Consider the following 25,764-nt stretch of genomic DNA (forward strand, 5'->3'; position numbering starts at 1 on the left):
GGAACGATCATGTTCCAGGCATCCTCGAAGCCCGCGCAGTCCCGCCGCAGTGGCGCCGGTCCGGCCACCGCGATGGTGCTGCTCGGCGCCGGGCTGGCTTGCGCCGGCCACGTGCGGGCCGACGAAAACACGGGGCTCCCGGTGCCGGATATGCATGGCGCCAGCGATGCCGCCGGCCCCGCCGCGCCCGCGGAATCCGTCAACCCGTCGCTGGCTGCGGCGCTGGACGGCATGTCCGGCCGGACGCCGGCGCCGCAAGACACGCCGGCCATGGCGGCCGCGGAAACCGTAGCCGCAACGCCGGCGCCGGAGCCCGGCCGCGACGCCGCGGACATGGCCGGTGCCGACGGCGTGGACGGCGACGACGCCAGCGCGAGCGCCGCGGACACGCGCGAGGCGCCGCCGGCGGTGGCGCAGGAAGCGCTGCCGGCGCCCGCCGCGCCGCGCCTGCCCGATGCCGCCGCATCCGTGCCGGTGTCGATGCCGCCAGCGCCCGCGCCGCGCGCCGCGCAACCCCGGCCGCTCCCGCTCGAGGCCGTGGTGGCAGCGGCGGTACAGTCCGGCGCGCCGCGCGATCCCGAGAGCCAGGCGCCGCCGGTGCGTGCTGCGCGCAGCACCATGGCGAGCTGGAAGCCGGTGGAGAAAGACCGCCTCGACGACCTGCGCGGCGGCTTCGACGTGGGCTCCAACCTGCAGGTCTCGTTCGGCATCCAGCGCGCCGTGTACATCAACGGCGACCTGGTGGTGGCGACCAGCCTGACCATTCCCAACCTGAGCCGCATCACCACCGACCAGGCCACGCGGCTGGCGGCGGCGCTGGGCGTGGCCACGGGGGCCGGGGCAGCGGCCGCCGCCACGGTCAACAACGCGCTGGCCTCCCACCCGGCGACCGCCGGCGGCAGCAACGGCAGCAACGGCGGCAGCAGCGGCAGCAGCGGCAACGCCGCCGCCGCCGCGGGCACCGCGATGACCAGCCTGCCGGCGGCAATGGTGTCCGCGGGCGCGGCCACCGTGACGACCAACGGCGTCATGAGCCTGATACAGAACGGCGCGGGCAACAGCGCCGCCGCCAGCGCCCTGGCCGGGTCGCCGGCGACGGTGATCCAGAACACCCTGAACAACCAGTCGATCCAGAACCTGGTGACGATCAATGCGGGAGTCAACACCTTGCAGGCATTCCGCGCGCAGGTGGCCAACCAGACATTGACCAACGCCTTGCTCGGCAACACCGGCCTGCGGTGAAGGCGGCCCGGCGGCCGGCAAACAGGCGGGCACATGGCAGAAGGAGCAGATGAAAAGGCAGCAGGCAGCAGGCAAAAAAGCAGCAGGCAAGCAGCAGGCAATAAGCAGTAGGTAATAAGCAGTAGGTAATAAGCAGTGAGCAATACAAGCAAGAAGAGAGGCTGTATGCGGTAAGCAGGTTGCGGACTCCTGCACCAAACAGTCCGCCGACCGGGGGAGGAAGGCGAAATGAAAACAGGGTCGCTGCGCGGCATCCGGCAGGCCGGATGCTCGACATTGCTGTTGCTCGGGAGCATGGCGCAAGGCCAGACTCCACCAGACGAAGGACCCGCCGCGGCAAAGCTGGAGCAGCTCCGGCGCGAGGTGGCCGAGCAGGCCGCCGTGCTCGAGGCGATGAAGCGCTCGATGGCGGAGCAGGAAGCCACCATCCGCGAACTGCGCAGCGTGCTCGGCACGGACGTGCTGGCCAGGAAGCGCGGCGGCCAGCGCGCGCCCGGCACCGGCCCCGCGCCGGCCAGCACGAGCGAGGACGCGGCCACCAACGCCGCCAGCGCGCCGGCCAGGCCGGGCGCGCAGGACGGCGGCAACACCGCGATGGAGCAGGCCGCCACGGCGCAGGCCGCGCAGACCCAGCTCGCGCAGGCCGGCGACGAACAGCCGGTGGGCCGGCCGCCCGAGGAAAAGACCGCGCCGCCGGCGATCGCGCCGATCTTCGACCAGCCCGGCGTGCTCACGCCGGCGGGCAAGCTGGTGGTCGAGCCCAGCTTCCAGTACGGCTATTCGTCCAACGACCGCGTGGCGCTGGTCGGCTACACCATCATCCCGGCGCTGCTGATCGGGCTGATCGACGTGCGCGAGGTCAAGACCTCGACCTACATCGAGACCATGGCGTTCCGCTACGGCCTGACCAAGCGGCTGGAAATCGAAGCCAAGGTGCCCTACGTGCAGAGCTCCGGCTCCACCGTCAGCCGCGAGGTGTTTACCGGTACCGCGGTCGACAACGTCTTCAACGCCAGCGGCAAGGGCCTCGGCGACGTGGAAGCGACACTGCGCTACCAGCTCAACTACGGCAACGAGAAGATGCCGTACTTCGTCGGCTGGCTGCGCTACAAGTCCAACACCGGCAAGAGCCCGTTCGACGTGGTGACCGACTGCGTGACCCGCTGCGTGGGCAATACCACCGGCACCGGCCTGCCGCTCGGCCTGCCCACCGGCACCGGCTTCCAGGCCATCCAGCCCGGCATCACGTGGCTGCTGCCGAGCGACCCGGCGGTGTTCTTCGGCACCTTCAGCTACCTGCACAACTTCGCCCGCAACGACGTCAGCCGCCTGGTGCTCGACGGCCAGCGCGAGAACCTGGGCAAGATCGCCCCGGGCGACATCTTCGGCTTCAATTTCGGCATCGGCCTGTCGCTCAACGAACATGCGTCGTTCAGCATCGGCTACGACCAGAGCATCATCTGGCCGACCAAGCAGAACGGCCAGACCGTGGCGGGCTCCGTGCGCGTGACGCAGGGCACCTTGCTGGTGGGCTACTCGTACCGCTTCAACAGCCGCTACACGCTCAACGTCTCGGTCGGCGCGGGGCTGACCGCCGACACCCCCAACCTGACCGTCACGGTGCGGCTGCCGATCACGTTCTGAGCGCGGCCGCGCACAGCGTGGCGCACATGGCGGAACACCGGGTGACGCCGGGCTGGCATGCGGCCGGGGCCGCCTTGCGCTGGCCACGCGGCTGGCGTACAACTGAAGGAACCCGTCCCCTGGGCGGATACGGATGCACCTTCGCCTGGCGGGCCTTGCCGGCGTGACGGCGACTCCGCATGCAAAGCGCTGCCGGGACGGCCCGAGAATGGCCTGGAGTGACCTGAAGCGAGGAGACAGTCATGCGCAAACGCATCTTCTGGTTGTTGCCCGATCTGGAGAGTGCCCGCCGCACCATGGACGACCTGCTGCTGGCACGCGTCGAAAACAAGCACATCCACTTCATCGCGCGCGACGGCGCCGACATGACAGGCCTGCACGAAGCCAACCTGTTCCAGACCTCCGACATCGTGCATGCCGCCGAGATGGGCCTGATGGTCGGCGGCGGCATCGGCATCATCGCCGGCGCGCTGGTGGCCCTGTTCCCGATCGTCAGCGACACGCCGCAATGGGGCCTGGTCGGCGTGCTCGCCGTGCTGGGCGCCGCGTTCGGGGCATGGGCTTCGAGCATGATCGGCTGCTCGGCGCCGAACAGCCGGCACAAAGCGTTCGAGAAAGACATCGAAGAAGGGAAGATCCTGTTGATGGTCGACGTCTCGCGCGGACGCATCGAGGAGATCGAGGCACTGTTGCAGGCTTCGCATCCGGAGGCGAGGTTTGCGGGGATGGATCCGGCGGTGCCGGCTTTTCCTTAAAGGGTTTGCTTGGTGGGTTTTTTCTTGTTCGGGCTGTTGTGGGCCTTGGCGGCTCGGGCTTTGGTTTATTTTGGCGTATTTTGGAGTGTGCTTGCCGCTGTGGGCCTGGCGGCTTGGGCTTGGTAGCCCATTCGCACACATGTAAGTGTCACTTTTCTTTTCTCGAAAAGAAAAGTAACCAAAAGAAAGCGATTCTTGCAGAAGGCTGGGCGCTCAGACTTTAAATCTGATTTGGGTTTCGTGGTGGTCGCGACGGCTTCGATAAGACTGCTGACGCTACCGGTTTGCTCGCCTGCGGCGTCGCGGGTGGTGTTCGATTCGTGGTGGCGCTGCATGATGGCGTTGACCCAGGTCGTTCAAGCTGCTGCCGCGACCGGGGCGAATGCCACGTCATAGGACTGGCACTGGTTTCGTGGTGGGCGCGGTGGCTCCAGTTTGAAACGTAGCCCCGGTCCACCACGCCCACCACGAAACCATGAGGGTGCTATGTCGTGGCCGCCCAAGTCGGTAACGGCAGATGGCCGAACTGGCAGTGCGCTCGCCATCATAGGTCTGACCCCGAAACCAATACCGTCAGCAGGATCGTGGTGAGTGGAACCGGTAACGGCAGGATGCCAGCAGAACCACAGGCCCCACCACGAAACCACCAGACAATCAGAAACCCAACGTTTCTGCCCCTGCCGGCCAGGCAGTCCGCTTTCTTTGCCTACTTTCTTTTCGGAAAAAAGAAAGTAGGTCGCTCCGGGGGAGCGAAAGCCTTTGACTTTGAAGTTGACTTTGAATTTGAAGTTAAATTTTTTAAAAAAATAAAAAAGTAATTAAGAGATTAAAATTTTAATAAAAAAATAAGAAACCAACCACGCCCCCCATATCCCCCCTGAGGTATAGTCACAAAATGACTACCTCCCCCTTCTCCCTAACCAACCGCCTGGCCCTGGTCACCGGCGGCGCCCAGGGCCTCGGCCTGGCCATCGCAACCGCCCTCCGCCAGGCCGGCGCCCACGTGATCGTCGCCGCCCGCAATGCCGACCGCGTGCACGCGGCCGTGGCGCGGCTTGACGGCGGCGCCGAGCCGCTGGTGCTCGACATCACCGATGAAGCCGCCGTCGCGGCGGCCTTCGCGAACATCGAGACAAGCCATGGCCGCCTCGATATCCTCGTCAACAACGCCGGCGCGCGCAACCGCAGCAACATGGCGCATCTCGATGCCGCCGACCTGCGCGAGATGCTGGAGACCAACCTGGTCGCGCCCTATGCGCTGTGCCGCCATGCCGCGCGGTTGATGCGCCGCGGCGGCTACGGCCGCATCATCAATGTCAGTTCGATCGCGGGGCAGGTGGCGCGCGCCAACGACGTGCTCTATCCCGCCACCAAGGGCGGGCTCGATGCGCTCACGCGCGCGATGGCGGCGGACCTCGGGCGTGACGGCGTGACCGTCAACGCCATCGCGCCCGGCTACTTCGCCACCGAGCCCAACCAGCCGATGGTGGCCGACGAGAGCGTGGCGCAATGGCTGCGCCAGCGCACCGCGCTGGGCCGCTGGGGCCAGCCGGAGGAGGTCGCGGGCGCGGCGGTGTTCCTCGCTTCGCCGGCCGCGTCCTACGTCACCGGCCACGTGCTCGCGGTGGACGGCGGCTACTTGGCGCACTTCTGAGCGCCGCCGCGCCGTTCAGCGGCGCCCGGCGCGCCCGAAGTGCGCCTGCACGGCTTCGATCATCGCCGCCGCGGCGGCGGAGTCGCCGCGCTCCCTGAGCCGCACCAGGCAGATGTCGCGCACCAGCGACGGCAACTGCAGCGGCCGGATCGCCAGGCCGTCCTGCTGGAACTGGAACAGCGCCAGCGCCGGCACCACCGTCACGCCCAGCCCCGCCGCCACCAGCGCCGCCACCGTGGCGAGGTGCTCCACCTCCATCACGCCGTTGAGCTTGAGCGGGTGCAGCGCCGCGTCGAGGTGCTGGCGCACGCTGCTGTTGCGCGACAACTGGATGAACGGCAGCCCCGCCAGCGCCTGCGGTGCCACGCGGCGGCGCCGCGCCAGCGGATGGTCCGCCGGGCACACCAGGTGGAAGCGGTCGGCCACCAGCGGCTCCACGCGCAGGTCGCTGTCCTGCGCCGGCGCCGGCGCCAGCGCGAAGTCGGCGCGGCCGCGCCGGACCAGCTCGATGCAGCCGTCGGCCAGCAGGTCGAACAGCTCGATGGAAATGCCCGGATAGCGCTGGTGGAACGCGGCCAGCAGCGGCGGCAGGTCGCCCGCCGCCAGCGAGGGCAGCGCGGCGATCGACACGCGCCCCTTGCGGCGCTCGGCGTGGTCGCGCAGTTCCGCGAAGGCGGTCTCGAAATCCGCCAGCAGGCGCACCGCCACCTCTTCGAAGCGGCGCCCCTCCACGCTCAGTTCCACATGGCGCGTGGTGCGCTCGAACAGGCGCGTGCCGGCCTGTTCCTCCAGCGTCTGGATCAGCGCGCTGAAGGCCGACTGCGACAGGTGGCAGGCCTGCGCCGCGCGCGTGAAGTTGCGGTGCGCGACCAGCGCCACGAAGGCACGCAGGTGCTTGACGGAGAGGTTCATCGCGGCAGGCGGCGGCGGGGCGCGAGGGCGCATTCCCGGGGCCGGCTTTTTTATCTGGAAAGCCGATAGATTAATCCAAATTATCCGTTTTTCGGCGCTGCCCTCCGGCCCTAGAATCTGCGCAGGGCGCCTTCGGGCGCCGACCTTGCACCGCGGGCCCGCGCCCGTTTCACCAGGCCTCATCCCATGACCGCTTCCGTACCCGCCAGCGCCACCCTGCAGATCGGCTCCGGCGCCGGCTTTTCCGGCGACCGCACGGATGCCGCGCTGCCCGTGGTGCGCACCATGATCGCCGCGGGCGGTCCCGCCGTGCTGATGTTCGAGACGCTGGCCGAGCGCACGCTGGCGCTGGCCCAGCTCGCGCGGCGCGCCGACCCCGCCCACGGCTACGAGCCGCTGCTCGACGCGCTGCTGGCGCCGGTGCTGGGGCTGTGCCTGGCCCACGGCATTCCCATCGTCGGCAATTTCGGCGCGGCCAACCCGCGCGCCGCCGCGCGGCGCGTGCGCGCGCTGGCGGCCGAACTCGGCCTCGCGCCGCCGCGCGTGGCGGTGGTGGAGGGCGACGATCTCTCGCACGATGCCGGCCGCGCGCTGCTGCGGCAGATCGTCGGCGGCGGCTTTCCCGAGGCGCGCTTCGTCTGCGCCAACGCCTATCTCGGCGCGCGCGGCATTGCCGACGCGCTGACGGACGGCGCCCAGGTGGTGGTCTGCGGCCGCGTGGCCGACCCGGCGCTGGCCGTGGGCCCGGCCATGGCGCATTTCGGCTGGTCGTGGCAGGACTGGGACCGCCTGGCGCGCGCCACCATGGCCGGCCACCTGCTCGAGTGCGGGGCCCAGGTCACCGGCGGCTATTTCGCCGATCCGGGCATGAAGGACGTGCCCGACGTGCACGCGGTCGGCTACCCGATCGTGCGCCTCGATGCCGACGGCAACATCGAGGTCGGCAAGGCCGCCGGCACCGGCGGCTGCGTGGACCTGCGCACCGTCAAGGAACAACTGCTGTACGAAGTGCACGACCCCGCCGCCTATCTCACGCCCGACGTGGTCGCCGACATCAGCGCGGCCACCGTCGAGCAGCTCGGCCCCGACCGCGTGGCGGTGCGCAACGTGCGCGGCCGCGAACGGCCGGAGCACCTCAAGGCCAACCTGTTCTGCGAGGGCGGCTGGATCGCCGAGGGCGAGATCTCCTACGCCGGCCCCAACGCCGCGGCGCGCGCGCGCCTGGCGGCGGACATCGTGCGCAAGCGCATGCGCCTGCTGGGCCACGACGTGCCGATGCGCTTCGACCTGATCGGCGTGTGCAGCGTATTCGCCGACGACGCCGGCCAGCTGGTGCAGCAGACCCAGCCCGGTGAGGCGCAGGCCCGCGACGTGCGCCTGCGCGCCGCGCTCGCGCACGAGGACAAGCCGGTGGCCGAAGCGCTGCTGCGCGAAGTCAACGCGCTCTACACCTGCGGCCCCGCCGGCGGCGGCGGCGTGCGCACCGCGCTGCGCGCGCGCCTGAACGCCATGTCCTGCCTGGTGCCGCGCGGCGCCGTCACCGCCAGCCATACCTTGCTGCCATGAACCCTGCCCACACCAGCGCCACCGCCACCGCCACCGCCACCACGACCGCCGACAGCATCGCCCTCTACCAGCTCGCGCACGGTCGCACCGGCGACAAGGGCGACCGCTCCAACATCAGCGTGATCGCCTACGACCCGCGCGATTTCGATCATCTCGCGGCCCACGTCACCGAGGACGCGGTGGCGGCGCTGTTCCGCCATCGCCAGCCGGCGTCGGTCAGGCGCTACCTGGTGCCGTCGCTGCAAGCCATGAACTTCGTCATCGACGGCGTGCTGGACGGCGGCGTCAACGACGCGCTCAACCTCGACACGCACGGCAAGGCGCTGTCCTTCCTGCTGCTGCAGCTTCAGATTCCCCTGCCGCCGCGCCTGGCCGGCGCCGGCCGGTCCGCTTCGCCATCCGTGCCGCACCATCCATAACCACAACCCGCAACGAATCAGAATTCCAACTGGAGATGAAGATGTCCGCATACACCAAGCCCGCTCCCGCCCTCAGGGCGGCCACCGGCATCGCCGCCGCCGCGCTCGCGCTGCTGGCGGGGCCGGCGCACGCGGAGTTTCCGGACAAGCCGATCCGCTTCGTGGTGCCGTTCGCCGCGGGCAGCGCGACCGACCAGCTCGCGCGCGCGATCGGACAGTCCATCACGGTGGATGCCAAGGTCACGGTGGTGGTCGACAACAAGCCCGGCGCCAACGGCTTCATCGCCGCCAGCGACGTGGCCAAGTCCAGCCCGGACGGCTACACGGTGCTCATCACCACCAACACCACGCACGCCGCCAACGAGCACCTGTTCAAGAAGCTGCCCTACGATCCGGTCAAGGACTACGCGCCCCTGAGCGCGCTGGGCCGCGGCGGCCAGATCATGGTGGTGAACCCGCAACTGCCGGTCAACAGCGTGAGCGACTTCATCGCGCTGGCCAAGAAGGAGCCGGGCAAGCTGAGCTTCGGCAGCGGCAGCTCCTCGTCGCGCATCGCCGGCGAGCTGTTCCAGCAGATGGCGCAGGTGCAGTTGCTGCACGTGCCGTACAAGAGCAACCCGCTCGCGGTGACCGACCTGCTCGGCAACCAGATCCAGATGATGATCACCGACACCGCCACCGGCCTGCCGCAGGTCAAGAGCGGCAAGCTCAAGGCGCTGGGCGTGTCGGGCAAGACGCGCTCGCCGCTGGCGCCCAACGTGCCGACCATCGACGAAGCCGGCGTGAAGGGCTACGAAATGAGCTACTGGTTCGCCGCCTACGCGCCGGCCAGGACGCCGCAGCCCGTGGTCGCCAAGCTCAACGCGATGCTGGTGAAGGCGGCGAAGAGCGAGACCGCGGCCAGCTTCTACCAGTCCACCGGCACGGACGTGTTCACCAGCACGCCCGCGGAGCTGGCCAGGTTCCAGGCGGCGGAATCGGCCAAGTGGGGCAAGATCATCAAGGCGGCCAATATCCAGCCGGAATGATTTTCTAGAGCAGGGGCCGGGCCTGCCGGCCTGCGCTGTTGCGTTGTTGCGCTGGCCAGCCCGGCTTGCACTGTGGTCCCGCCTCCCGGCAAGGGAGGCGGGACAGTTTTTTTTGGCGCCCCGGTGTTCCGCCCTGGCCGGTCCCGAATCGCCGGCCTCGAATCGCCGGCGCCGGCCAGGATGGACTTGCTTACGGCTGCAGCGTCGCCCGGTAGGCCACCGCGTACGGCAGCTTGCCCGGCTTGGCGGCGGTCACCGGCTGCGACAGCGCGGTGAACTCGGTCTCGTTGAACACGGTCAGCCCGCCCAGCGCCGCGGCGGTCTTGCCGTTGCTGACGAGGTCGGTGGGCTGCAGCGCGACCATCGCGCCGGCGGCCGCGCGCACGGCGCTCAGGTAGCTGGCGGTGTCGTTGAGCTGGTAGCTGTCCAGGTTGACCTTCTGGCGCAGCCAGTCGCCCCAGTAGAACTCCGTGAACTCGGTGGCGTCGGCCGGCTGCGCGTAGCCGATGTCGCGCGTGAAGTAGACCAGCGAGCGGTAGCGGTCGTTGTCCAGGCCGTTCTTCAGGCCCAGCGAAGGCGGCAGTTCGGCCGGCGTGGTCGGGCGGTTGGCGGTGTCCTTGAGCCAGACCAGCTTGCGCTCGCGCAGCGTGCGGAAGAAGGTGGCGCGGTCCTGGGTGGACAGGTTGTCCTGCACGCGGATCCACATCTTGGCCTGCGGGCCGCCGTCGGGGGTTTCCCAGATACTGGTGAAGGTGTGGTGTCCGTCGGTCAGGTACGGCTTGCCGGACGGCCCGATCACCATGGTCTTCATGTCGGCCGGCTTGTTGCCGACCTCCTTGGTGCAGGTGAAGGAGGTGAGATCGTCCAGGCGCGAGGCGCCGCTGGTGGTCTTGGCCTTGTTCTGGCCGTTGGTCTCGCAGGCGTCGTCGAACTTCTTGGCCGGATCGGCGGCGTAGCGGCCGAGCTTGTAGTAGATCTGGTCGTAGCCGATCGCCGGCTGGGTCGGGCGCAGGTCGGCCAGGGTCACCTGCACGAGGTCGCCGGCCTTGGCGCTCAGGTACGTGGTGGTGGTGGTTTCCGCGGCCATCGGCGTGCACACGCCTTGCAGGCGGCGCGTGGTGCCGGGCACGTCGCGCAGCTGGTAGGCGAGCCTGGCGCTGACCGGCAGCAGCGCCAGCGCGGCGGCGCGCGGCTGGGTGCCGGCGGTGTCCTGCCAGGTGCCGGAGATCAGGCCGGCGGCCGCGGTGCCGCTGGCGGCCACGTTGTAGCTCAGCGCGACGTCGGTGGGGATGTTGTCCGCGGCCAGCCGGGTGCCGGCGAGCGAGACGATGTTGTGGCGGGTGCGGCCGGTCGGCGCGTTGCTGTCGTCGAGCTCGGGCTCGGCGCAGGTCCAGTCGCCGTCGCCGGCGCCGGCGGCGACCGTCTGCGCGCTCTTGAGCACCCAGCTGCCGTTGCGCGCGCTCTTGTCCGCGTTGGTGGCGGCTTCGTCGACGAACAGCGTGGCCTGGCCGTCCTGGCGCGCCACGAACACGCGGCCGACCTTGGCGCCGCCGAGCGTGAGCGAGAAGGCGCCGGGGAAGCGCTGCTGGTCGGCGTCCACGGCGAGGCTGCCGCTCTCGCCGCCGGCGCAGGTGTCGGCGTAGCCCGCGCCGGCGCAGGCGCGCACGGTGCCGTCGGCATTGATCTTGACCTGGCCGGCCGCGGAAACGGCGCCGGCCTGGCGCAGGTAGCTGTAGACGCCGGCGATCTCGCTGAGCTGCGCGCCCTTGTTGGCGGCGCTGACGTAGCCTTGCAGCAGCGCGCCGCCGCCGGCGACGAGGTTGGGCACCTGGGCCAGCGAGCCCGACAGCACGCCCGCATCGAGCACGAAGGAGAAGCGGATGGCGCCGGCGGCGCTGGCCAGGCCGGCCGGCACGTCGGTGCCCGCGGCGGTCAGCCGGGTGACGGTGTAGGTGCCGCCGCCGAGCGTGTAGCTGCCGGTCAGCGCGCCCGCGAGGCCGTAGCTCGAATCCAGGAAGCGCAGCGTGAGCTGGCCGGTGGCCGGCTTGTCGAGCTCGACCGAGACGGTGTCGCCGAAGCTCACCGCGCCCACGTAGAGCGCGCCGCCGGACAGCGGCGTCAGCGCTGCCGGCTGCGTCGGCGTGCCGCCGCCATTGCCCCCGTTGCCGCCATTGCCGCCGCCGGGCGCTGCCTGCGCCTGGTCGCCGTCGCCGCCGCAGGCGGTCAGCGCAATCGTTGCCAGCGTGCAGGCGGCCAGCGCCCAGTGTTTTCGCTTGATCATGTGTTCCCTCTCACCCGTGTCGTTGTTCTTGCCCGCCATGTGCTGTTGGCGCCGCAGGCGGCAGGGCATCAATCTATGTCCGCTTGATGACGTGATCGTGACGAAAAGCATCGGGGCGCAGACATCCAGGCGCCGGGCGGCGGGGCGAGGGCAGGACGAAGCGTGGCGGGAAGGCGGCCGGCGGCGTGCCCGGGGCAACCTTGCTGCCGGCAGGGGCGCGCCGCCGCGGGCCGCCGCCAGGGGCTACCATGCGCGCAGATCCGCAAGTCACCCACATCAGGCACAGCATGCAATCCTCTCCCGCTCCGGCATTCCCGCCATCCCTCGATGCGCAGTCGCTGATCGGCACCTACATACGGGCCAAGGACGAAAACCGTCCGCACCGGATGGCGCACGCCTTCGCCCCCGGCGCGGTGCTGGAGATGACGGTCAAGTCCGAGGCCATCGCCTTCCCCGCGCGCAGCGAGGGCCTGGCCGCGATCACCGAGGTGCTGGTGCGGCGCTTCGGCCAGACCTATGACAACGTCTACACCCTCTGCCTGGCCGGGGCGCCGCCCGCGGCGGACGCCGACGCCTACCGCTGCGACTGGCTGGTCGGCATGACCGACAAGGCCAGCGGCGGCGTGCGCGCAGGCTGCGGCAGCTATGCCTGGACCTTTGGCGGCGCGGCCGGCGAGCGCCGCGTGCAGGCGCTGGAGATCGTGATCGAGGCGATGGAAGTCCTGCCCGCCGATGCCGCCCTGCCGGTGATCGACGGCTGGCTGGCGCGGCTGCCCTATCCGTGGTGCACGGCGGCGCAGGCCAGTGCCGCCGCGCCCGCGCTGGCCGGACTGGAGCCGGTGCTGGCGTACCTGCGGTCTGCCGCGTAGCGCACTTTGCGGGGATAATGCAGCGATCGTTGCCGCCCCCAATTCTCTGGAGCGCTGAATGACCCTGCTTTCTTCCCTGCGCCGCCGCCGGACGGCGGCTTCCCTGACCGCAGCGCTGGCCCTGGCCTGCGCGCCCGCGCTGGCCCAGACGCCGGCGGCGTCCGCGCCGCCGGCCCAGCAGAAGACGCAGGTGCCCGGCTATTACCGCATGATGCTGGGCCAGTTCGAGGTGACCGCGCTGTACGACGGCTATGTCGACCTCGATACCAGGATCTACCGGTACAGCAGCCCGGGCGAGGTACAGCGCCTGCTGGCGCGCATGTTCGTGGCGACCACGCCCGGCATGCAGACCGCGGTCAATGCCTACCTGGTCCACACCGGCGGCAACCTGGTGCTGGTCGACACGGGCACGGCGGCCTGCTTCGGCCCCACGCTGGGCCGCGTGGTGGAGAACCTGCGCGCCGCGGGCTACGAGCCCGGCCAGGTCGATACCGTGCTGCTCACTCACCTGCATCCCGACCACGCCTGCGGCCTGATGGCCGATGGCAAGCCGGTGTTCGCCAACGCCACGGTGTACGTCGACAAGGCCGACGCGGCGTACTGGCTGGACGAAGCCACCGCCGCGCGCGCGCCGCAGGATGCGCAGGCGACCTTCGCCATGGCGCGGGCCGCCGTCGCGCCTTACCAGGCCGCCGGCCGCCTGCGCACCTACGGCGCCGGCGATGCGCTGGTGCCCGGCGTCAGCGCGGTGCCGGCGCATGGCCACACGCCGGGCCACAGCGGCTACCTGTTCAAGTCAGGCGAGCAGAGCATGCTGGTGTGGGGCGATATCGTGCACAGCCATGCGGTGCAGTTCCGCCGGCCGGAGGTGGCGATGGAGTTCGACGTGGACAGCCGCCAGGCCGTGAGAGCGCGCAAGGCGATCTTCGCGCAGGCCGCGCGCGGCAAGCTGTGGGTGGCCGGCGCGCATCTGCCGTTCCCGGGCATCGGCCACGTGCGGGCCGAGGGCCATGGTTACGCCTGGGTGCCGGTGGAGTACGGGCCGGTGCGCGGCGACCGGTGATGCGCGGCGGCGGCGCGATGCTCCGCCGCTAGTGCCTGAAGCCGGGCTCCGGCGCGCCGCCCGCCGTGGAAGACATGGCGCCGCGGCTCAGAGGCGCCGCCGCTCCATCGCCACCAGCGACGGCACGAAGCCGAGCTGGCCGAAGAAGGCCGCCTCGGAAGAGCGGCCGGCGCGCAGCACCCAGGTGATGTCGGGATCGTTGCCGACGATGTGGCGCACCAGCGCGCGGCCGATGCCGCGGCGCCGGTGGCTTGGCGCCACCGCCACCATCGACAGGTAGCCGTTGGAGATGTCGTCGCACAGCGCGCGCGCGAAGCCGACGATCTCACCGTTGTCGACCGCCACCGCCACCCGCTGCGAATTGGCGATCAGGCGGGCGAAGCGTTCGGTGTTGGCAACCCGGTGTGCCCAGCCGTTGGCCGCAAGCAATTGTCTGGCCGCCTCGATTTCGTCGGGCAGCAGATTGCGGATTTCCATCGGGGCTCCCATGCAAGCACATACGGCAACTCGGCGCAGCCCTTCTGTCGGGGGGCGTCTCGAGGCGAGGGCGGCGCGGGGGCCGCCAAAGACTGCTGGCAGTGTAGCGAGCGCGCGCAGGCCCGTCAATTTGCGGACCCGCCATGTTGCGTCCGTCTTGCGCCGGGGTATCATGTTTGCCATGAATGCCTCGATCTTCTCTTCCGCCCACCCGGCCGATCAGCTGGCCGAGTTCAGCGACGCCGACGCGGCGCTCGCCCGCATCCTCGAAATCTACGAGGCCTCGGTCAGCGCGATACGCGCGCGCTTCGATGCGTTCGCGCACGGGCAGCCGCTGCCGTCCGCGGCGCATGCCTGTTATCCCTACCTCGGCATCTCGGTCAACCTCGAGACCATGGTGACCGACAGCCGGCCCTCGTGGGGCACGGTGGCCTACCCCGGCGTGTACGGCACCACGGTCACGCGCCCCGACCTGCTGGCCGATTACTACCGCGACCAGATCGAGCGCCTGCTGCGCTATCACCGCGTGCCGGTGGTGGTCGGCGTGAGCCGGCGGCCGATCCCGCTGCCGTTCGTCATCGAGGCTTCCACCACCGACATCAGCTACACGCAGGCGCGCGAGCTCGAAGCGTCCTTCGTGCTGCCCGAGCTGAGCCGCATCGACGACGCCATCGCCAACGGCACCTTCGAGCCCGTGCCCGGCGAGGCCTGGCCGCTGTCGCTGTTTACCGGCGAGCGCGTGGACCTGGCGCTGCAGCGGCTGTACCACTACACCGGCACCGCGCCCCAGCATTTCCAGCGCTTCGTGCTGTTTACCAACTACCAGCGCTACGTCGACGAGTTCATCGCGCTGGGCCGCTCGCTGATGGCGGCCGCGGACGACGAGGGCGCCGAAGGCTACGTGCGCTTCGTCGAGCCCGGCGACGTGGTGCAGGCGCGCGGCGCGGCCGAGCCCGACGACGCCCAGCGCCCGCGCGCGCTGCCGCAGATGCCCGCCTACCACCTGGTGCGCGAGGACCGCCTCGGCGTGACGCTGGTCAACATCGGCGTGGGCCCGTCCAATGCCAAGACCATGACCGACCATCTCGCCGTGCTGCGCCCGCATTGCTGGCTGATGGTGGGCCACTGCGGCGGCCTGCGCCGCTCGCAGCAGCTGGGCGACTACGTGCTGGCGCACGCCTACGTGCGCGACGACCACGTGCTCGACCACGACCTGCCGCCATGGGTGCCGGTGCCGCCCATCGCCGAGATCCAGGTCGCGCTGCAGGAAGCGGTGGCGCGCGTCACCGGCCTGTCCGGCAACGAGATGAAGACGCGCATGCGCACCGGCACCGTGGTCTCCACCGACGACCGCAACTGGGAACTCAAGTCCAAGTCGCTGTACGCGCGCTTCAACCAGTCGCGCGCGATCGCCATCGACATGGAAAGCGCCACCGTGGCCGCCAACGGCTTCCGCCTGCGCGTGCCCTACGGCACCCTGCTGTGCGTGTCCGACAAGCCGCTGCACGGCGAGCTGAAGCTGCGCGGCATGGCCAACGCGTTCTACCGTCAGCGCGTGAGCCAGCACATGACCATCGGGCTGGAAGCGATCCGCATCCTGCGCGAGGCCGGCGCCGAGCAGCTGCACTCGCGCAAGCTGCGCAGCTTCGACGAGCCGGCGTTCCGGTAATCCGGCGCAAAGCGCAGGCGGCGCGCGGGACCGGAGTTCCGCGCGCCGCCGTCACTGTCATTGCCACCGTCCGCGCGTGCCGCGCGGACTGGCGACTGCCTCAGAAGCGGTAACCCACGCCCATGCTGAACAGCCACGGATCGAGGCTCGCGTTCGAGAGCTTCACGCCGGCGGCCTTCACGTCCGTCGAGATCCAGGTCTTCTTGATGTCGGCGTTGAGGAACCAGTTCTTGGTCAGCTTGTAGTCCATGCCGATCTGCAGGATCGGCCCGACGCTCCAGCGGTCAAGCGAGAGCGTGTTGCCGGCGAGGTTGGCGCCCCAGATGCGCGTGACGTTGACGCCGGCGCCCACGTACGGGCGGAACGTGCCTTCGGGCAGGAAGTGGTACTGCACCAGCAGGCTCGGCGGCAGGTGCGAGAACGTGCCGATCTTGCTGCCGCCCAGGTAGACGTCCTGCTTCTGCGGCACCGTCAGCACCAGTTCGGTGGCGATGTGCGGCGTGAAGAAGTAGGTGACGTCGAGTTCCGGGATCCACTTGTTGTTCACCGTGATCAGGTCAGAAGGGCCGACACCGCCGATCGGGTCCGACTTGTCGGCCATGTCGAGATAGGTGGCGCGCAGGCGCACCATCCAGTTGCCCTGGGTTTCGTCGGCGGCGGCCGCCGGCGTGGCGGCGAGCGCGCCGAACATGGCCAGGACGGCGACAGCGGTGGTGGCAAGACGGGTGGGGACAGGCAGGCGATTCTTCATGATGGTTGGCTCGGTAATGGAAGACTTCACGCACAGTGTGGCGGAGGGTTCCCATGCGGACCTTGACCGAAAGCAAGAACAGCGGCATCGGCGGCGGGCGCGCGCGACTGCGTCGCGGCGCCGCGACAGTGGTCCGCGAGGCGGCCGACGCGCCATCGTTGCGCATGTCGATCACCGGGCCGGACTTCTAAGGACATGCGCAAATATTCGTGGCCGCGCGCGGCGGCCGGCCTTACGCTGTGCACACAGTCACAGCAACGAGCATGTCGTGGGCGCCCCGCAAAGGCGTCTTTCCGGGTGTGCCCCGTGGGGGCGGGGCACACCGGTTTTTCTTTTTCCACGTGTGTTTTTGCCGGGCTGGCGAGTTTTGCCCGAATCAGGGCTTGCGGCCTTCGGGCGGCCCCGGCGGCGAGCGGGAGATCCCGCGCTCGCATCATCCGCGGGGCGTGCCGGCGCGCCGCCGCATCACGGCAAAGCCGTGTCCATCCGGAACAACCTGTCGCTGGGCATATGGGCCAGCGCATGTTCGTCTCCATCCGTCCCGAATGAAACCGATTGACACCGATTGAAACCCGAACGAAGCGGGAGGTCCGCCGCATTCGCAAGGCCATCGGGCCGGCGCCGGGCTGCGCCGGCTTTCAGGCGTCCTGGTTCTGGCCAGGGTCGGCCGAAACGCCGGAGCGGTCCATGCCGGTCTCGACGAACCGGCTGACCACGCCGCTGCCACGCGCGCCGTCCGTGTAGGGGTCGCGCGGCCCGATGCGCGCGCCGTCGGTGTACGGGTCGCGCGGGCCGTTGCGGGCGCCGTCGGTATAGGGGTCGGCGCGGCGCTCGGACGCCGCCAGCGAGGCGGTCAGGAAGCGGCCGGCGGTGGCCGGGCGGTCGACGTAGCCGGCGCCTGCAGTGGCACGCGCAGTGGCGGGGGCGGCGTGGGCCATGCCGGCGCCGAGCGAGGCGGCCGACACGACCAGTGTGGCGAGAAGGTTACGGGTGACGGTTGGAATCATTTCAATCTCCATCTGGTTGCACGCGTAGAGACGTGTAGCGTGGTTCGAAGGGACGTGAATGCCGCGGTGCTCCCGCCGCCGCCCCGTTCGCGCGGAGAGCGGCTGGCCCGACAAGGCATGACCCATTTAACTCACGGGGGATTACCCGCAGGTTTCCGGCGGCCCGCGCCAGATTTCAGATGAAACGCACGAGGTGCTCCCGGCGCCGCGCCGCGCCGCGCGCGGAGTCCGCGCGGGCCGGACGATTTCATCCCCGCCGCGCGCCCGTTTTGATAAAGTAGCCCGGCAATGCACCGGTCCCCGGATGGAGGCAGTCGGCATGAGTGAAGCGAATCTCCCACACGTCCTGGCGGTGGATGACGATCCTGCCGTGCGCAATCTGATGGCGGAGTACCTCGGCGAGAACGACCTGCGGGTGACGGTCGCGGCCAACGGCCAGGAGCTGGCCGCCGCGCTGGAGGAGTACGCGATCGACCTCGTCATCCTCGACCTGCGCATGCCGGGCGAGGACGGCATGCAGATCGCGCGGCGGCTGCGCGACCAGACCGCGATGCCCATCATCATCGTCTCGGGCCGGCTCGACGAAGTGGATCGCGTGATGGCCCTCGAGCTCGGCGCCGACGACTACCTGACCAAGCCCTTCAGCTGCCGCGAGCTGCTGGCCCGCATCCGCACCGTGCTGCGCCGGACCGCCGCGGCGCAGGCGCCGGCCGGCAGGCCGGCCGGCGCGCGCGCTTACCGGTTCTCGGGCTGGGAGCTCAATGTCGGTTCGCGCCGGCTGACTTCGCCCGCGGGCAAGCGCGTGGAGCTGACCAACGGCGAGTTCTGCCTGCTTGCCGCTTTTCTCGCCTCGCCCGAGCGGATCCTGACCCGCGAGCAGCTGCTCGAGGCGAGCCGCCTGTACGACGACGTCTACGACCGCTCCATCGACGTGCAGATCCTGCGGCTGCGCCGCAAGATCGAGGACGACCCGGCGCATCCGAAGTACATCCGGACCGAGCGCGGCGCGGGCTACATATTCTCCGTCCCGGTCGAAAAGCTGTGGGGCCTGGCGCCATAGGCCGCCGCCGCCGCCGCGGGCCTGCGCGCCACGCTGCGTTTCACTTGTAACGCAGCCGGCAAGCCGCCGAAACGGCGCGGCAACGCGCATCCGGTCTCATGGGGGAGAACAGCGGCGCCGCAGCGGTCGCCGCACCACCCGCCTGCTAGCAAAGACCCCCATGAATACGGCAACAGATGTGCTTGTGATGGATAGCGATCCGAGTATGCTGGAACTCATTTCGCAACTGGTGAGCGACGCCGGCTGGCGGGTGCTGGCGGCGGCGCCGAACCGCATGCCGGTGTTTGCCGGACTCGCGCCGAAAGTGATCATCATCGACCTGGCTTCGCCGCTGAGCGTCGCGCAATTCACCTTGCGCGGCGTGCACGCGCTCTTTCCGCGCGCGCGCATCGTCGCGGTCTCCGCGTACTTCCAGTTCGGCCCGGGCACCGCGGCCGAGACGGCGCGCCAGCTCGGCGTCGAGCGCGTCATGGCCAAGCCGTTCAGCTGCGCCGGGCTGACCGGCGTGGTAAACGAGATGCTCCTGGCCACCGCGGGCCCGTGAGCCCGTGAGCCCATAAGCCCATAAGCCCATGAGCCGCCCCGAGGAAATTCCATCATGATCGAATCCGAGCGGTCCAAGCGCATGATCGCGTGGCCATACTGGCATTGGGCCATCGCGATCGGCGGCTGTGTGATCGTCGTGTTGCTGTGGGTCGCCTCGGGCTGGGATGTGTGGCGCGCGCGGCGGTCCGTGCTCGCCGACAACGACCGGGAGCTGTCCTCGCTGGCCAGCGCGCTTGCCGAGCAGGCCGCGCGCACGCTGCAAGGCGTCGAATTCATCCTGCGCCGCACCTCCGTGTGGTATCTCGATCCGCGGCACACGGGCATGGCCCCGGAGGAAGCGACCGCGTTCCTGCGCCAGCAGATCGACGGCGTGCCGCAGGTTCGCTCGCTGACGATCGCCGACGCGGCCGGCCGCCGCGTGGCGACGTCGCTGCAGCCCGCCACGGGCGACGTCAGCCTGTCGGGACGCCAGTATTTCCAGGACCTGCAGCGCGCCGCCCCCGGCACGGTGGTGGTCGGCGAGCCGATCCGCGGCATGGCCGACGGCAGGCCGACCTTCGTCGTCGCGGGCCGCCTGCAGGACGAATACGGCCGCTTCAGGGGCGTCGCCCTCGCCTCGATCCAGATCGAGTATTTCCGGCATTTCTACGAAGAGATCGATCTCGGGCCCGGCACCGGCATCCGGCTGCTGAGCAAGGCGGGTGCCCCGCTGGTGGTGTTCGCCGACCGGTCGGGACGGCCGGCGCCCACGCCGGTGCGCGTGGCGGCCCATCCGGTGCCCGGCTTTGCCCTGGCGATCGAGGTATCGCGCGACGAGTCCGTGGTGCTCGCGGTCTGGCGCGAGACCTCGGTCATCGCCCTGGTCCGCACGGGCCTGATTTCCCTGTTCATCGGCCTGCTCGCCTATGCGCTGTCGCGCCAGGTGCGGCGCCTGCAGACCGTCAACGAACAGCTTCGCGCCAGCGAGCAGCGCTGGCGCGCCGTGTTCGAGAACGCGCCGCTGGGAATCACGGTGCAGCGGCTGCACGGTCCCTATCTCGCCAGCAATCCCGCCTTCCAGCGCATGATCGGCTATACGCCGGCGGAGCTGGCGGGACTGCGGGCCGAGGACGTGACCCATCCCGACGATGCCGCCGACACCCGGCGCCGCGTCGAGGCGCTGTTTCGCGAGGACGCCGGCAGCGTGCGCTTCCAGAAACGCTACCTGCATCGCAATGGCACCGTGGTGTGGGCCGACCTCAGCATCGCCCGCGTTCCCGCTTCGCCGGAGGCGTCGGCCAGCGCCCCGCAGCCGTCGCTGGACCTGATCGTGGCGACGGTCGAAGACGTGACGCAGCGGCGCGAAGCCGAGGAGAACCGCCGCCGCCTGGAAGGACAGCTGCGGCAGGCGCAGAAGCTCGAAGCGCTGGGCACGTTCGCCGGCGGCATCGCGCACGACTTCAACAATATCCTTGCCGCCATCCTCGGCTATGGCGAACAGGCGCTCGGCTCGCCCGGCATCGGCGCCGCGCAGCGCCGCCACGTCGAGCAGATCATGCGGGCCGGAGAGCGGGCTAGATCCCTGGTCAACCGCATCCTCACCTTCAGCCGCAGCGGGATGACGCTGCGCGTGCCCGTGCCGCTGCTGCCGGTGGTGACGGAGACGATCGAGCTGTTCAAGGCGAGCCTGCCCGCGCGGATCGCGCTCGACGTCCGCATCCACGCGCCGGACCTGGTCGTCTCGGGCGATGCCACCCATGTGCACCAGATCCTGATGAACCTGTGCAGCAACGCGGTGCACGCGATGCCGGACGGCGGCACGCTGCGCGTGTCTCTCGGCGCGGAGCGCTTCGACAGGCCCGTGGCGCTGTCGCACGGCACGGTGGAGGCGGGCGAGGTCGCCTGCCTCAGCGTGGCGGACAGCGGCACCGGCATTGCGCCGGAGATCCTCGAGCGCATCTTCAATCCCTTCTTCACCACGCGCGGCACCGGCGAGGGCACGGGCCTCGGCCTCTCGCTCGTGGACGGCATCGTGCGCGAGTACGGCGGCGGCGTGGACGTGCACAGCGTGGTCGGCAAGGGAACGCGGTTCGACGTCTACCTGCCGGTCGCCGATGCGCTGCCGGCGCCGGACCAAGGGGCCGGCGCCGACGCGCCGTGCGGAGACGGGCAGACCGTCTTGCTGGTCGACGACGAGCAGGCGCTCGTCGCGCTGGGCGAAGAAGTGCTGGCCGAGCTGGGCTACGAGCCGGTCGGCTTTCATTCCAGCCTGGCCGCGTGGGAAGCCTTCGAGGCCGATCCGGAGCGCTTCGACGTGGTGCTCACGGACCAGACCATGCCAGGGCTCACGGGGATCGAGCTGGCCCTCAGGATCAGGGGCCTGCGGCCGGCGCTGCCCGTCCTGCTGTGCAGCGGATACGGCAACGCCGCGCTCGAGAGCGAGGCGCGCGCGGCCGGCATCCGGGCGCTGCTGAGAAAGCCGCTGCGCAAGAGCGACCTCGCGGCCGTGCTCGCGCAGGCGGCGCCCGCGAGCCCGGCCGCAAGCCCGCGGGACGCGTCCTGACGCTACCGCGGGGCGGCCGTCACGCCGCCATCTCGTGCTCGCGCGCCGCGTGCCGCGCGGCGCGCAGGTGGCGGTTGATGCCGGACACCACCGCCTTGAGCGAGGCCGTGACGATATTGGCGTCGACGCCGGCGCCGAAGCCGGTGGCCGAATCGCCCACGCGGATCTCCACGTAGCTGGCCGCGGCGGCATTGGCGCCGGACGACAGCGCGTGCTCGTGATAGTCCATCACCCGCACCGGCATGCCGAGCGCGCCGGCGCACGCACCCACGAACGCATCGATCGGCCCGTTGCCGCGGCCACGCACGCCGACGGCGCCGCCATCGCGCTGCAGCGTGACCTCGATCTCCACCTGCCCGTCGCTGCCGGACACCATCTGGTGGCCCACGTAGCGCAGCGGCGTCTCGCTGTCGAGATATTCGCGGCGGAACAGGCCGTAGAGATCGTCGGCGCTGGCCTCGAGCCCGCTCTCGTCGGTCATCGCCTGCACCGCGCGGCTGAACTCGATCTGCAGGCGGCGCGGCATGTAGATGCCGTGTACCTGCTCCAGCAGGTAGGCCATGCCGCCCTTGCCGGACTGGCTGTTGACGCGGATCACCGCGTCGTAGCTGCGGCCCAGGTCGGCCGGGTCGATCGGCAGGTACGGCACTTCCCAGACCGCGTCGGCCTGCTGCTGCGCGAAGCCCTTGCGGATGGCGTCCTGGTGCGAGCCCGAGAACGCGGTGAAGACGAGGTCGCCCACGTACGGGTGGCGCGGATGCACGGGGAGCTGGTTGCAATGCTCCACGCACTGGCGCACTTCGTCGATGTCGGAAAAATCGAGTCGCGGGTCCACGCCCTGCGTGTAGAGGTTGAGCGCCAGCGTGACGAGGTCCACGTTGCCGGTGCGCTCGCCGTTGCCGAACAGGCAGCCCTCCACGCGGTCCGCGCCCGCCATCACGGCAAGCTCGGCGGCGGCCACGGCGGTGCCGCGGTCGTTGTGCGGATGGACCGACAGCACGATGTCGGCGCGCCGGGCCAGGTGGCGGTGCATCCATTCCACCTGGTCGGCGAAGATGTTGGGCGTGCTGCATTCCACCGTGGTCGGCAGGTTCAGGATCAGCGGGCGCGCCGGGCCGGGCTGCCAGATGGCGGAAACCGCGTCGCAGACCTCGAGCGAGAAATCGAGCTCGGTCATGCTGAAGGTTTCCGGCGAGTACTCGTAGGTCCAGGCGGTCTCGGGCATGGCGTCGGTAAGCGCCTTGATCAGGCGCGTGCCTTCCAGCGCGATCTCCTTGACCTCCGCGCGGCTGGCGCCGAACACGATGCGGCGGAACGCCGGCGCGATCGGGTTGTAGAGATGGATGGCCGCGCGCGCGGCGCCGCGCACCGAATCCACGGTGCGGCGGATCAGGTCCTCGCGCGCCTGCGTCAGCACCACGATGGTCACGTCGTCGGGAATGCGGTTTTCCTCGATCAGCATGCGCACGAAATCGAAATCGGTCTGCGACGCCGAGGGGAACGCCACCTCGATCTGCTTCAGGCCGATCTTCACCAGTTGCTCGAAAAAGCGCAGCTTGCGCTGCGGGTTCATCGGCTCGATCAGGGCCTGGTTGCCATCGCGCAGGTCGGTGCTCATCCACAGCGGGGCGCGCTCGATGCGGCGGCTGGGCCAGGTGCGGTCGTCGAGGTCGACGGCGGCGGCGGGGCGGTATTTGGTGGCGGGGTTGCGCAACATCATGACGGTTTCTCCTCGGTGGCCCTTCCGCGCGGGAAGATGCCGGGGGCAAGACGGGAATGCGCCTGTGCCGCGCGGGCGTGATTCGCGGGGAATCAGCGCACTGCGCGTGCGGAACTCAGGCGGAGTTCAGACGGGAAAAGGGTGGCGCAAGGCTGCCGAACTGCCACGAGGCCCTAGGCCCGGCAACCGATCGGTAGTGCTAGCAGTAGCGAGGAGGACAGACGTGCGGCGGCCAGGCCGGCCGCGCGCGCGGCGGCGCCGATGCGGATCGCATCGGCGGCATGGCGGCGGTGGCTGCTGGTCTGGTGCATTCGGCTGGGTGGTCTGTGTTGCGCGGATATCGCCATGACGGTCACTTGAAGTCATGCGATGCAAATCGTGCATACATCGTGCATACATCATGCGACCCGCAGCATCGGGCAAGGATAGTGCACAAGCCTCGCCAGCGTCAACCACATCCCCGCCACGCACGTCCGCCATGCGCGTGCGCGCGTGCGATGTCGCACGCAGGCCTCGCACCCTCAACCCTATGGCTGGTACAGCCGCGCGCGCATCGTGACTAGCCTTGAGAGGAATCGAAGTGTTTCGCTAGCGGACGGCGTCGATCGCGCGTGCGCGGACAAGACACCAACGGAGGCAGGCATCATGAAGAACACCGGGAAATACGCCCGCAAATGGCCGGCGTGGCTGGCGTGCGCATGGATGGCCCTGATGCTCGCCGCGTGCGGCGGCGGGGGCGGCGGCGGCGGTGGCAGTGCCGGGACCGCGCCGTCCACCACCGGCACCGCGGCGGACCTCACGCCGGTACAGTACTCGGTCACGCTCTCCATGACCTCGGGGCAGGTCGCCATCGGGCGCAGCATCTCGATGAGCGCATCGGTGGTGGACAGCAAGGGCAACGACCTGACCGGCACCAGCACCTTTGCCTGGGCCTCCTCCAGCGCCGCGCTGGCCACCGTGGCGCCCGTGGCCGCCGCCAACGGCACGGCCACCGTCACCGGCGTGGCCGCGGGCACCGCCACCATCCAGGTGCTGGCCACCATCAAGACGTCCGACAGCAGCACGCTCACGCTGCCCGCGCAGGCCGCCACCATCACGGTGCTGCCCACCGCGGCCAGCTACAGCCTGGCGCTGTCCAACCCGGTGCTCTCGCTGGCCGACGGCCAGGCGCTGCCGGTCAAGGCCACGCTGCTCGACGCCAACGGCACCGACGTCAGCGCCGCCGTGCACGACTGGGCCTGGGCCAGCTCCATCGCCAACGTGCAGGTCAGCGCCGCGCAGAACAGCGCCACGCTGACCGGCAGCAACAGCTCGGCCACCGCCGCCGCGCTCGGCACGGTCACGGTCTCGGTCACCGCGCCCAACGGCATCGCGGCCAGCGGCCAGATGCTGGTCACGGTGCAGAAGAACGCCGGTTATACCTACCGGCTGGAGCTGTCGCAGGGCGGCGCGCCCGTCAATGCGCTGTCGGTGCTCAACGGCTATCCGCAGACCTTCAGCGCCCGCGTGATCCGCAGCGACGCGCAGGACGCCACTGCCGATTTCGACGGCGCCTGGACCTACGCCGCCGCCTCGCCCACGCTGTCCGTGGCGGCGGACGCGGCCACGCGGCAGGCCACGGTCAGCACCGGCCTGCCGCCCGGCGCGCCCACCGTGCAGAGCGTGCTGCAGGTCACCGCGACCAGCAGCAAGATCGCCGCCACGCCCAGGGCGAGCCTGGCCGTGACCGAGCAGCCCAAGTGGGCGCTGGTCTACAACGGGCCGCAGCCGCTGCGCCTGCTGCTGGGCCTGCCGCTGCCGATCCCGGCCACCGCCACGCTCAAGCTGTACGGCGCCGACGACATCTTCTCGGATTGCTCGGGCTGGAACTGGACCGGCAGCGCCAACGTGGCGCTGGCGCCCGGCGTCAATGCCGCCCAGGTCCTGGTGACGCCGCTGGCGACGGGCAGTTTCTCGGTGACGGCGACCTGTACGGCCGGTCCCGAACTGGAGCCGGTGACGGTCACGATTCCGGGCACGGTGAGCTGACGGGCCCCGGCGGCCCGGAAATGCCGCGGCGCACGGCGGGTATGCCTGCCGTGCGCCGTCGTCATTGAAAAAGGGACAGGGGATACGGGGAGCCGAAACGCAGCGGCGCCGGGACCGCAGGTAAACCGGCGCAAAGCGAAAGCGTACCCAATTCTGCGTGGGCCGCGCGGGAGCCGGATGCGTCTTCCGGCGAGATGTTTCGCGCCGCGCCTCAGCGCTTGGCGACGAAGCGGATGACCTGCTCGCCGCGCGCGGGCTCGGCCGGCTGGCCCTCGGCAGTGCTCGAGCCGCAGGTATTGCAGCCGCCGCTGTCGCAGCCGCTGGCGCAGCCCGCCACGGCCTGCGGCGCCAGCCATGCCACCGCGCGCAGGCGCCAGCCGGTGGCCGCCGCGCCGCCCAGGCGCGCCGCCAGCCAGGCCTTGAAACGCTCGCGCGTGCGCGGCGCGTAGCGCGACAGCACGGAGACCGCGCAGACCAGCACGATCAGCGGCACCAGCAGGGTTTCGAAGGCGTGATAGAGGCTCATGGCAG

General features: G+C 70.1%; 22 protein-coding genes. 15 read left to right on the top strand and 7 right to left on the bottom strand.

The features are described from left to right. The first annotated feature begins 9 nt into the window (after positions 1-9). The 4 genes from ACKI2N_RS20315 (at position 10) to ACKI2N_RS20330 (ending at position 5,295) form a co-directional block, all read left to right on the top strand. Entirely contained in the window at positions 10-1,242 is a 1,233-nt protein-coding gene (locus tag ACKI2N_RS20315) for a hypothetical protein (protein WP_420997483.1), read from the top strand. 228 nt (positions 1,243-1,470) lie between these two features. Continuing rightward, the gene (locus ACKI2N_RS20320; protein WP_426990922.1) at positions 1,471-2,886 is read left to right on the top strand and encodes an acetate kinase; all 1,416 of its coding nucleotides are present in this window, start codon (positions 1,471-1,473) and stop codon (positions 2,884-2,886) included. Between the two features lie 242 nt (positions 2,887-3,128). After that, positions 3,129-3,641 carry a DUF1269 domain-containing protein gene (locus tag ACKI2N_RS20325; protein ID WP_420997480.1) on the top strand — a complete coding sequence of 171 codons (513 nt, stop codon included), beginning with the start codon at positions 3,129-3,131 and terminating at the stop codon, positions 3,639-3,641. An 895-nt stretch (positions 3,642-4,536) separates the two neighbouring features. After that, positions 4,537-5,295 carry an SDR family oxidoreductase gene (locus tag ACKI2N_RS20330; protein ID WP_420997479.1) on the top strand — a complete coding sequence of 253 codons (759 nt, stop codon included), beginning with the start codon at positions 4,537-4,539 and terminating at the stop codon, positions 5,293-5,295. Positions 5,296-5,310: 15 nt separating this feature from the next. On the opposite strand, the gene ACKI2N_RS20335 is transcribed toward ACKI2N_RS20330, so the two are convergent. Next, complete coding sequence (locus ACKI2N_RS20335; RefSeq protein WP_420997478.1) at positions 5,311-6,207, bottom strand: LysR family transcriptional regulator; 897 nt, start codon at positions 6,205-6,207, stop codon at positions 5,311-5,313. Positions 6,208-6,393: 186 nt separating this feature from the next. On the opposite strand from ACKI2N_RS20335, the gene ACKI2N_RS20340 reads away from it, so the two are divergent. The 3 genes from ACKI2N_RS20340 to ACKI2N_RS20350 are packed head-to-tail and all read left to right on the top strand — an operon-like array spanning position 6,394 to position 9,220. Beyond that, positions 6,394-7,773 carry an acyclic terpene utilization AtuA family protein gene (locus tag ACKI2N_RS20340; protein WP_420997476.1) on the top strand — a complete coding sequence of 460 codons (1,380 nt, stop codon included), beginning with the start codon at positions 6,394-6,396 and terminating at the stop codon, positions 7,771-7,773. Beyond that, positions 7,770-8,192 (top strand): AtuA-related protein, encoded by a 423-nt coding sequence (locus ACKI2N_RS20345; protein WP_420997474.1) that lies wholly within the window; start codon positions 7,770-7,772, stop codon positions 8,190-8,192. The genes ACKI2N_RS20340 and ACKI2N_RS20345 overlap by 4 nt, the downstream gene beginning before the upstream one ends. 41 nt (positions 8,193-8,233) lie before the next feature. After that, entirely contained in the window at positions 8,234-9,220 is a 987-nt protein-coding gene (locus ACKI2N_RS20350) for a Bug family tripartite tricarboxylate transporter substrate binding protein (RefSeq protein ID WP_420997472.1), read from the top strand. Positions 9,221-9,410: 190 nt separating this feature from the next. On the opposite strand, the gene ACKI2N_RS20355 is transcribed toward ACKI2N_RS20350, so the two are convergent. Further along, positions 9,411-11,501: a ParB/Srx family N-terminal domain-containing protein gene (locus ACKI2N_RS20355; RefSeq protein WP_420997471.1), complete on the bottom strand. Its 2,091-nt coding sequence runs from the start codon at positions 11,499-11,501 to the stop codon at positions 9,411-9,413. A gap of 287 nt (positions 11,502-11,788) precedes the next feature. Between ACKI2N_RS20355 and ACKI2N_RS20360 the strand changes: the two genes are divergently transcribed. Together ACKI2N_RS20360 and ACKI2N_RS20365 are read left to right on the top strand one after the other, a co-directional pair. Further along, complete coding sequence (locus ACKI2N_RS20360) at positions 11,789-12,370, top strand: hypothetical protein (RefSeq protein ID WP_420997469.1); 582 nt, start codon at positions 11,789-11,791, stop codon at positions 12,368-12,370. Between the two features lie 58 nt (positions 12,371-12,428). After that, positions 12,429-13,433 carry an MBL fold metallo-hydrolase gene (locus ACKI2N_RS20365; RefSeq protein ID WP_420997468.1) on the top strand — a complete coding sequence of 335 codons (1,005 nt, stop codon included), beginning with the start codon at positions 12,429-12,431 and terminating at the stop codon, positions 13,431-13,433. A gap of 87 nt (positions 13,434-13,520) precedes the next feature. Here the strand turns inward: ACKI2N_RS20365 and ACKI2N_RS20370 are convergent, their stop codons facing one another. Continuing rightward, a complete protein-coding gene (locus ACKI2N_RS20370; protein WP_420997467.1) occupies positions 13,521-13,910 on the bottom strand; it encodes a GNAT family N-acetyltransferase in 390 nt (129 codons plus the stop codon). 172 nt (positions 13,911-14,082) lie between these two features. Between ACKI2N_RS20370 and ACKI2N_RS20375 the strand changes: the two genes are divergently transcribed. Next, positions 14,083-15,579, top strand: a complete 1,497-nt coding sequence (locus tag ACKI2N_RS20375) for an AMP nucleosidase (protein ID WP_420997465.1) — start codon at positions 14,083-14,085, stop codon at positions 15,577-15,579. A gap of 100 nt (positions 15,580-15,679) precedes the next feature. Here ACKI2N_RS20375 and ACKI2N_RS20380 read toward each other — a convergent pair whose 3' ends face one another. Then, positions 15,680-16,330 carry an OmpW/AlkL family protein gene (locus tag ACKI2N_RS20380; protein WP_420997463.1) on the bottom strand — a complete coding sequence of 217 codons (651 nt, stop codon included), beginning with the start codon at positions 16,328-16,330 and terminating at the stop codon, positions 15,680-15,682. Between the two features lie 53 nt (positions 16,331-16,383). Here ACKI2N_RS20380 and ACKI2N_RS20385 point away from each other — a divergent pair, with 53 nt between their 5' ends. Beyond that, complete coding sequence (locus ACKI2N_RS20385; RefSeq protein ID WP_420997462.1) at positions 16,384-16,521, top strand: hypothetical protein; 138 nt, start codon at positions 16,384-16,386, stop codon at positions 16,519-16,521. Between the two features lie 447 nt (positions 16,522-16,968). Here ACKI2N_RS20385 and ACKI2N_RS20390 read toward each other — a convergent pair whose 3' ends face one another. Further along, complete coding sequence (locus tag ACKI2N_RS20390) at positions 16,969-17,337, bottom strand: hypothetical protein (protein WP_420997461.1); 369 nt, start codon at positions 17,335-17,337, stop codon at positions 16,969-16,971. A 319-nt stretch (positions 17,338-17,656) separates the two neighbouring features. Between ACKI2N_RS20390 and ACKI2N_RS20395 the strand changes: the two genes are divergently transcribed. The 3 genes from ACKI2N_RS20395 (at position 17,657) to ACKI2N_RS20405 (ending at position 21,485) form a co-directional block, all read left to right on the top strand. After that, the gene (locus tag ACKI2N_RS20395) at positions 17,657-18,397 is read left to right on the top strand and encodes a response regulator (RefSeq protein WP_420997460.1); all 741 of its coding nucleotides are present in this window, start codon (positions 17,657-17,659) and stop codon (positions 18,395-18,397) included. A 205-nt stretch (positions 18,398-18,602) separates the two neighbouring features. Continuing rightward, positions 18,603-18,941: a hypothetical protein gene (locus ACKI2N_RS20400; RefSeq protein ID WP_420997458.1), complete on the top strand. Its 339-nt coding sequence runs from the start codon at positions 18,603-18,605 to the stop codon at positions 18,939-18,941. A gap of 54 nt (positions 18,942-18,995) precedes the next feature. Further along, positions 18,996-21,485 carry an ATP-binding protein gene (locus ACKI2N_RS20405; RefSeq protein ID WP_420997457.1) on the top strand — a complete coding sequence of 830 codons (2,490 nt, stop codon included), beginning with the start codon at positions 18,996-18,998 and terminating at the stop codon, positions 21,483-21,485. A 19-nt stretch (positions 21,486-21,504) separates the two neighbouring features. Here ACKI2N_RS20405 and leuA read toward each other — a convergent pair whose 3' ends face one another. After that, complete coding sequence (gene leuA, locus ACKI2N_RS20410) at positions 21,505-23,205, bottom strand: 2-isopropylmalate synthase (protein ID WP_420997456.1); 1,701 nt, start codon at positions 23,203-23,205, stop codon at positions 21,505-21,507. A 645-nt stretch (positions 23,206-23,850) separates the two neighbouring features. Here leuA and ACKI2N_RS20415 point away from each other — a divergent pair. Next, complete coding sequence (locus ACKI2N_RS20415) at positions 23,851-25,233, top strand: Ig-like domain-containing protein (protein WP_420997455.1); 1,383 nt, start codon at positions 23,851-23,853, stop codon at positions 25,231-25,233. 211 nt (positions 25,234-25,444) lie between these two features. On the opposite strand, the gene ACKI2N_RS20420 is transcribed toward ACKI2N_RS20415, so the two are convergent. Next, the gene (locus ACKI2N_RS20420; protein ID WP_420997454.1) at positions 25,445-25,759 is read right to left on the bottom strand and encodes a DUF6587 family protein; all 315 of its coding nucleotides are present in this window, start codon (positions 25,757-25,759) and stop codon (positions 25,445-25,447) included. Between the last annotated feature and the right edge of the window lie 5 nt (positions 25,760-25,764).

This window comes from Cupriavidus sp. 30B13, assembly GCF_049059565.2.
Lineage (GTDB): Bacteria > Pseudomonadota > Gammaproteobacteria > Burkholderiales > Burkholderiaceae > Cupriavidus.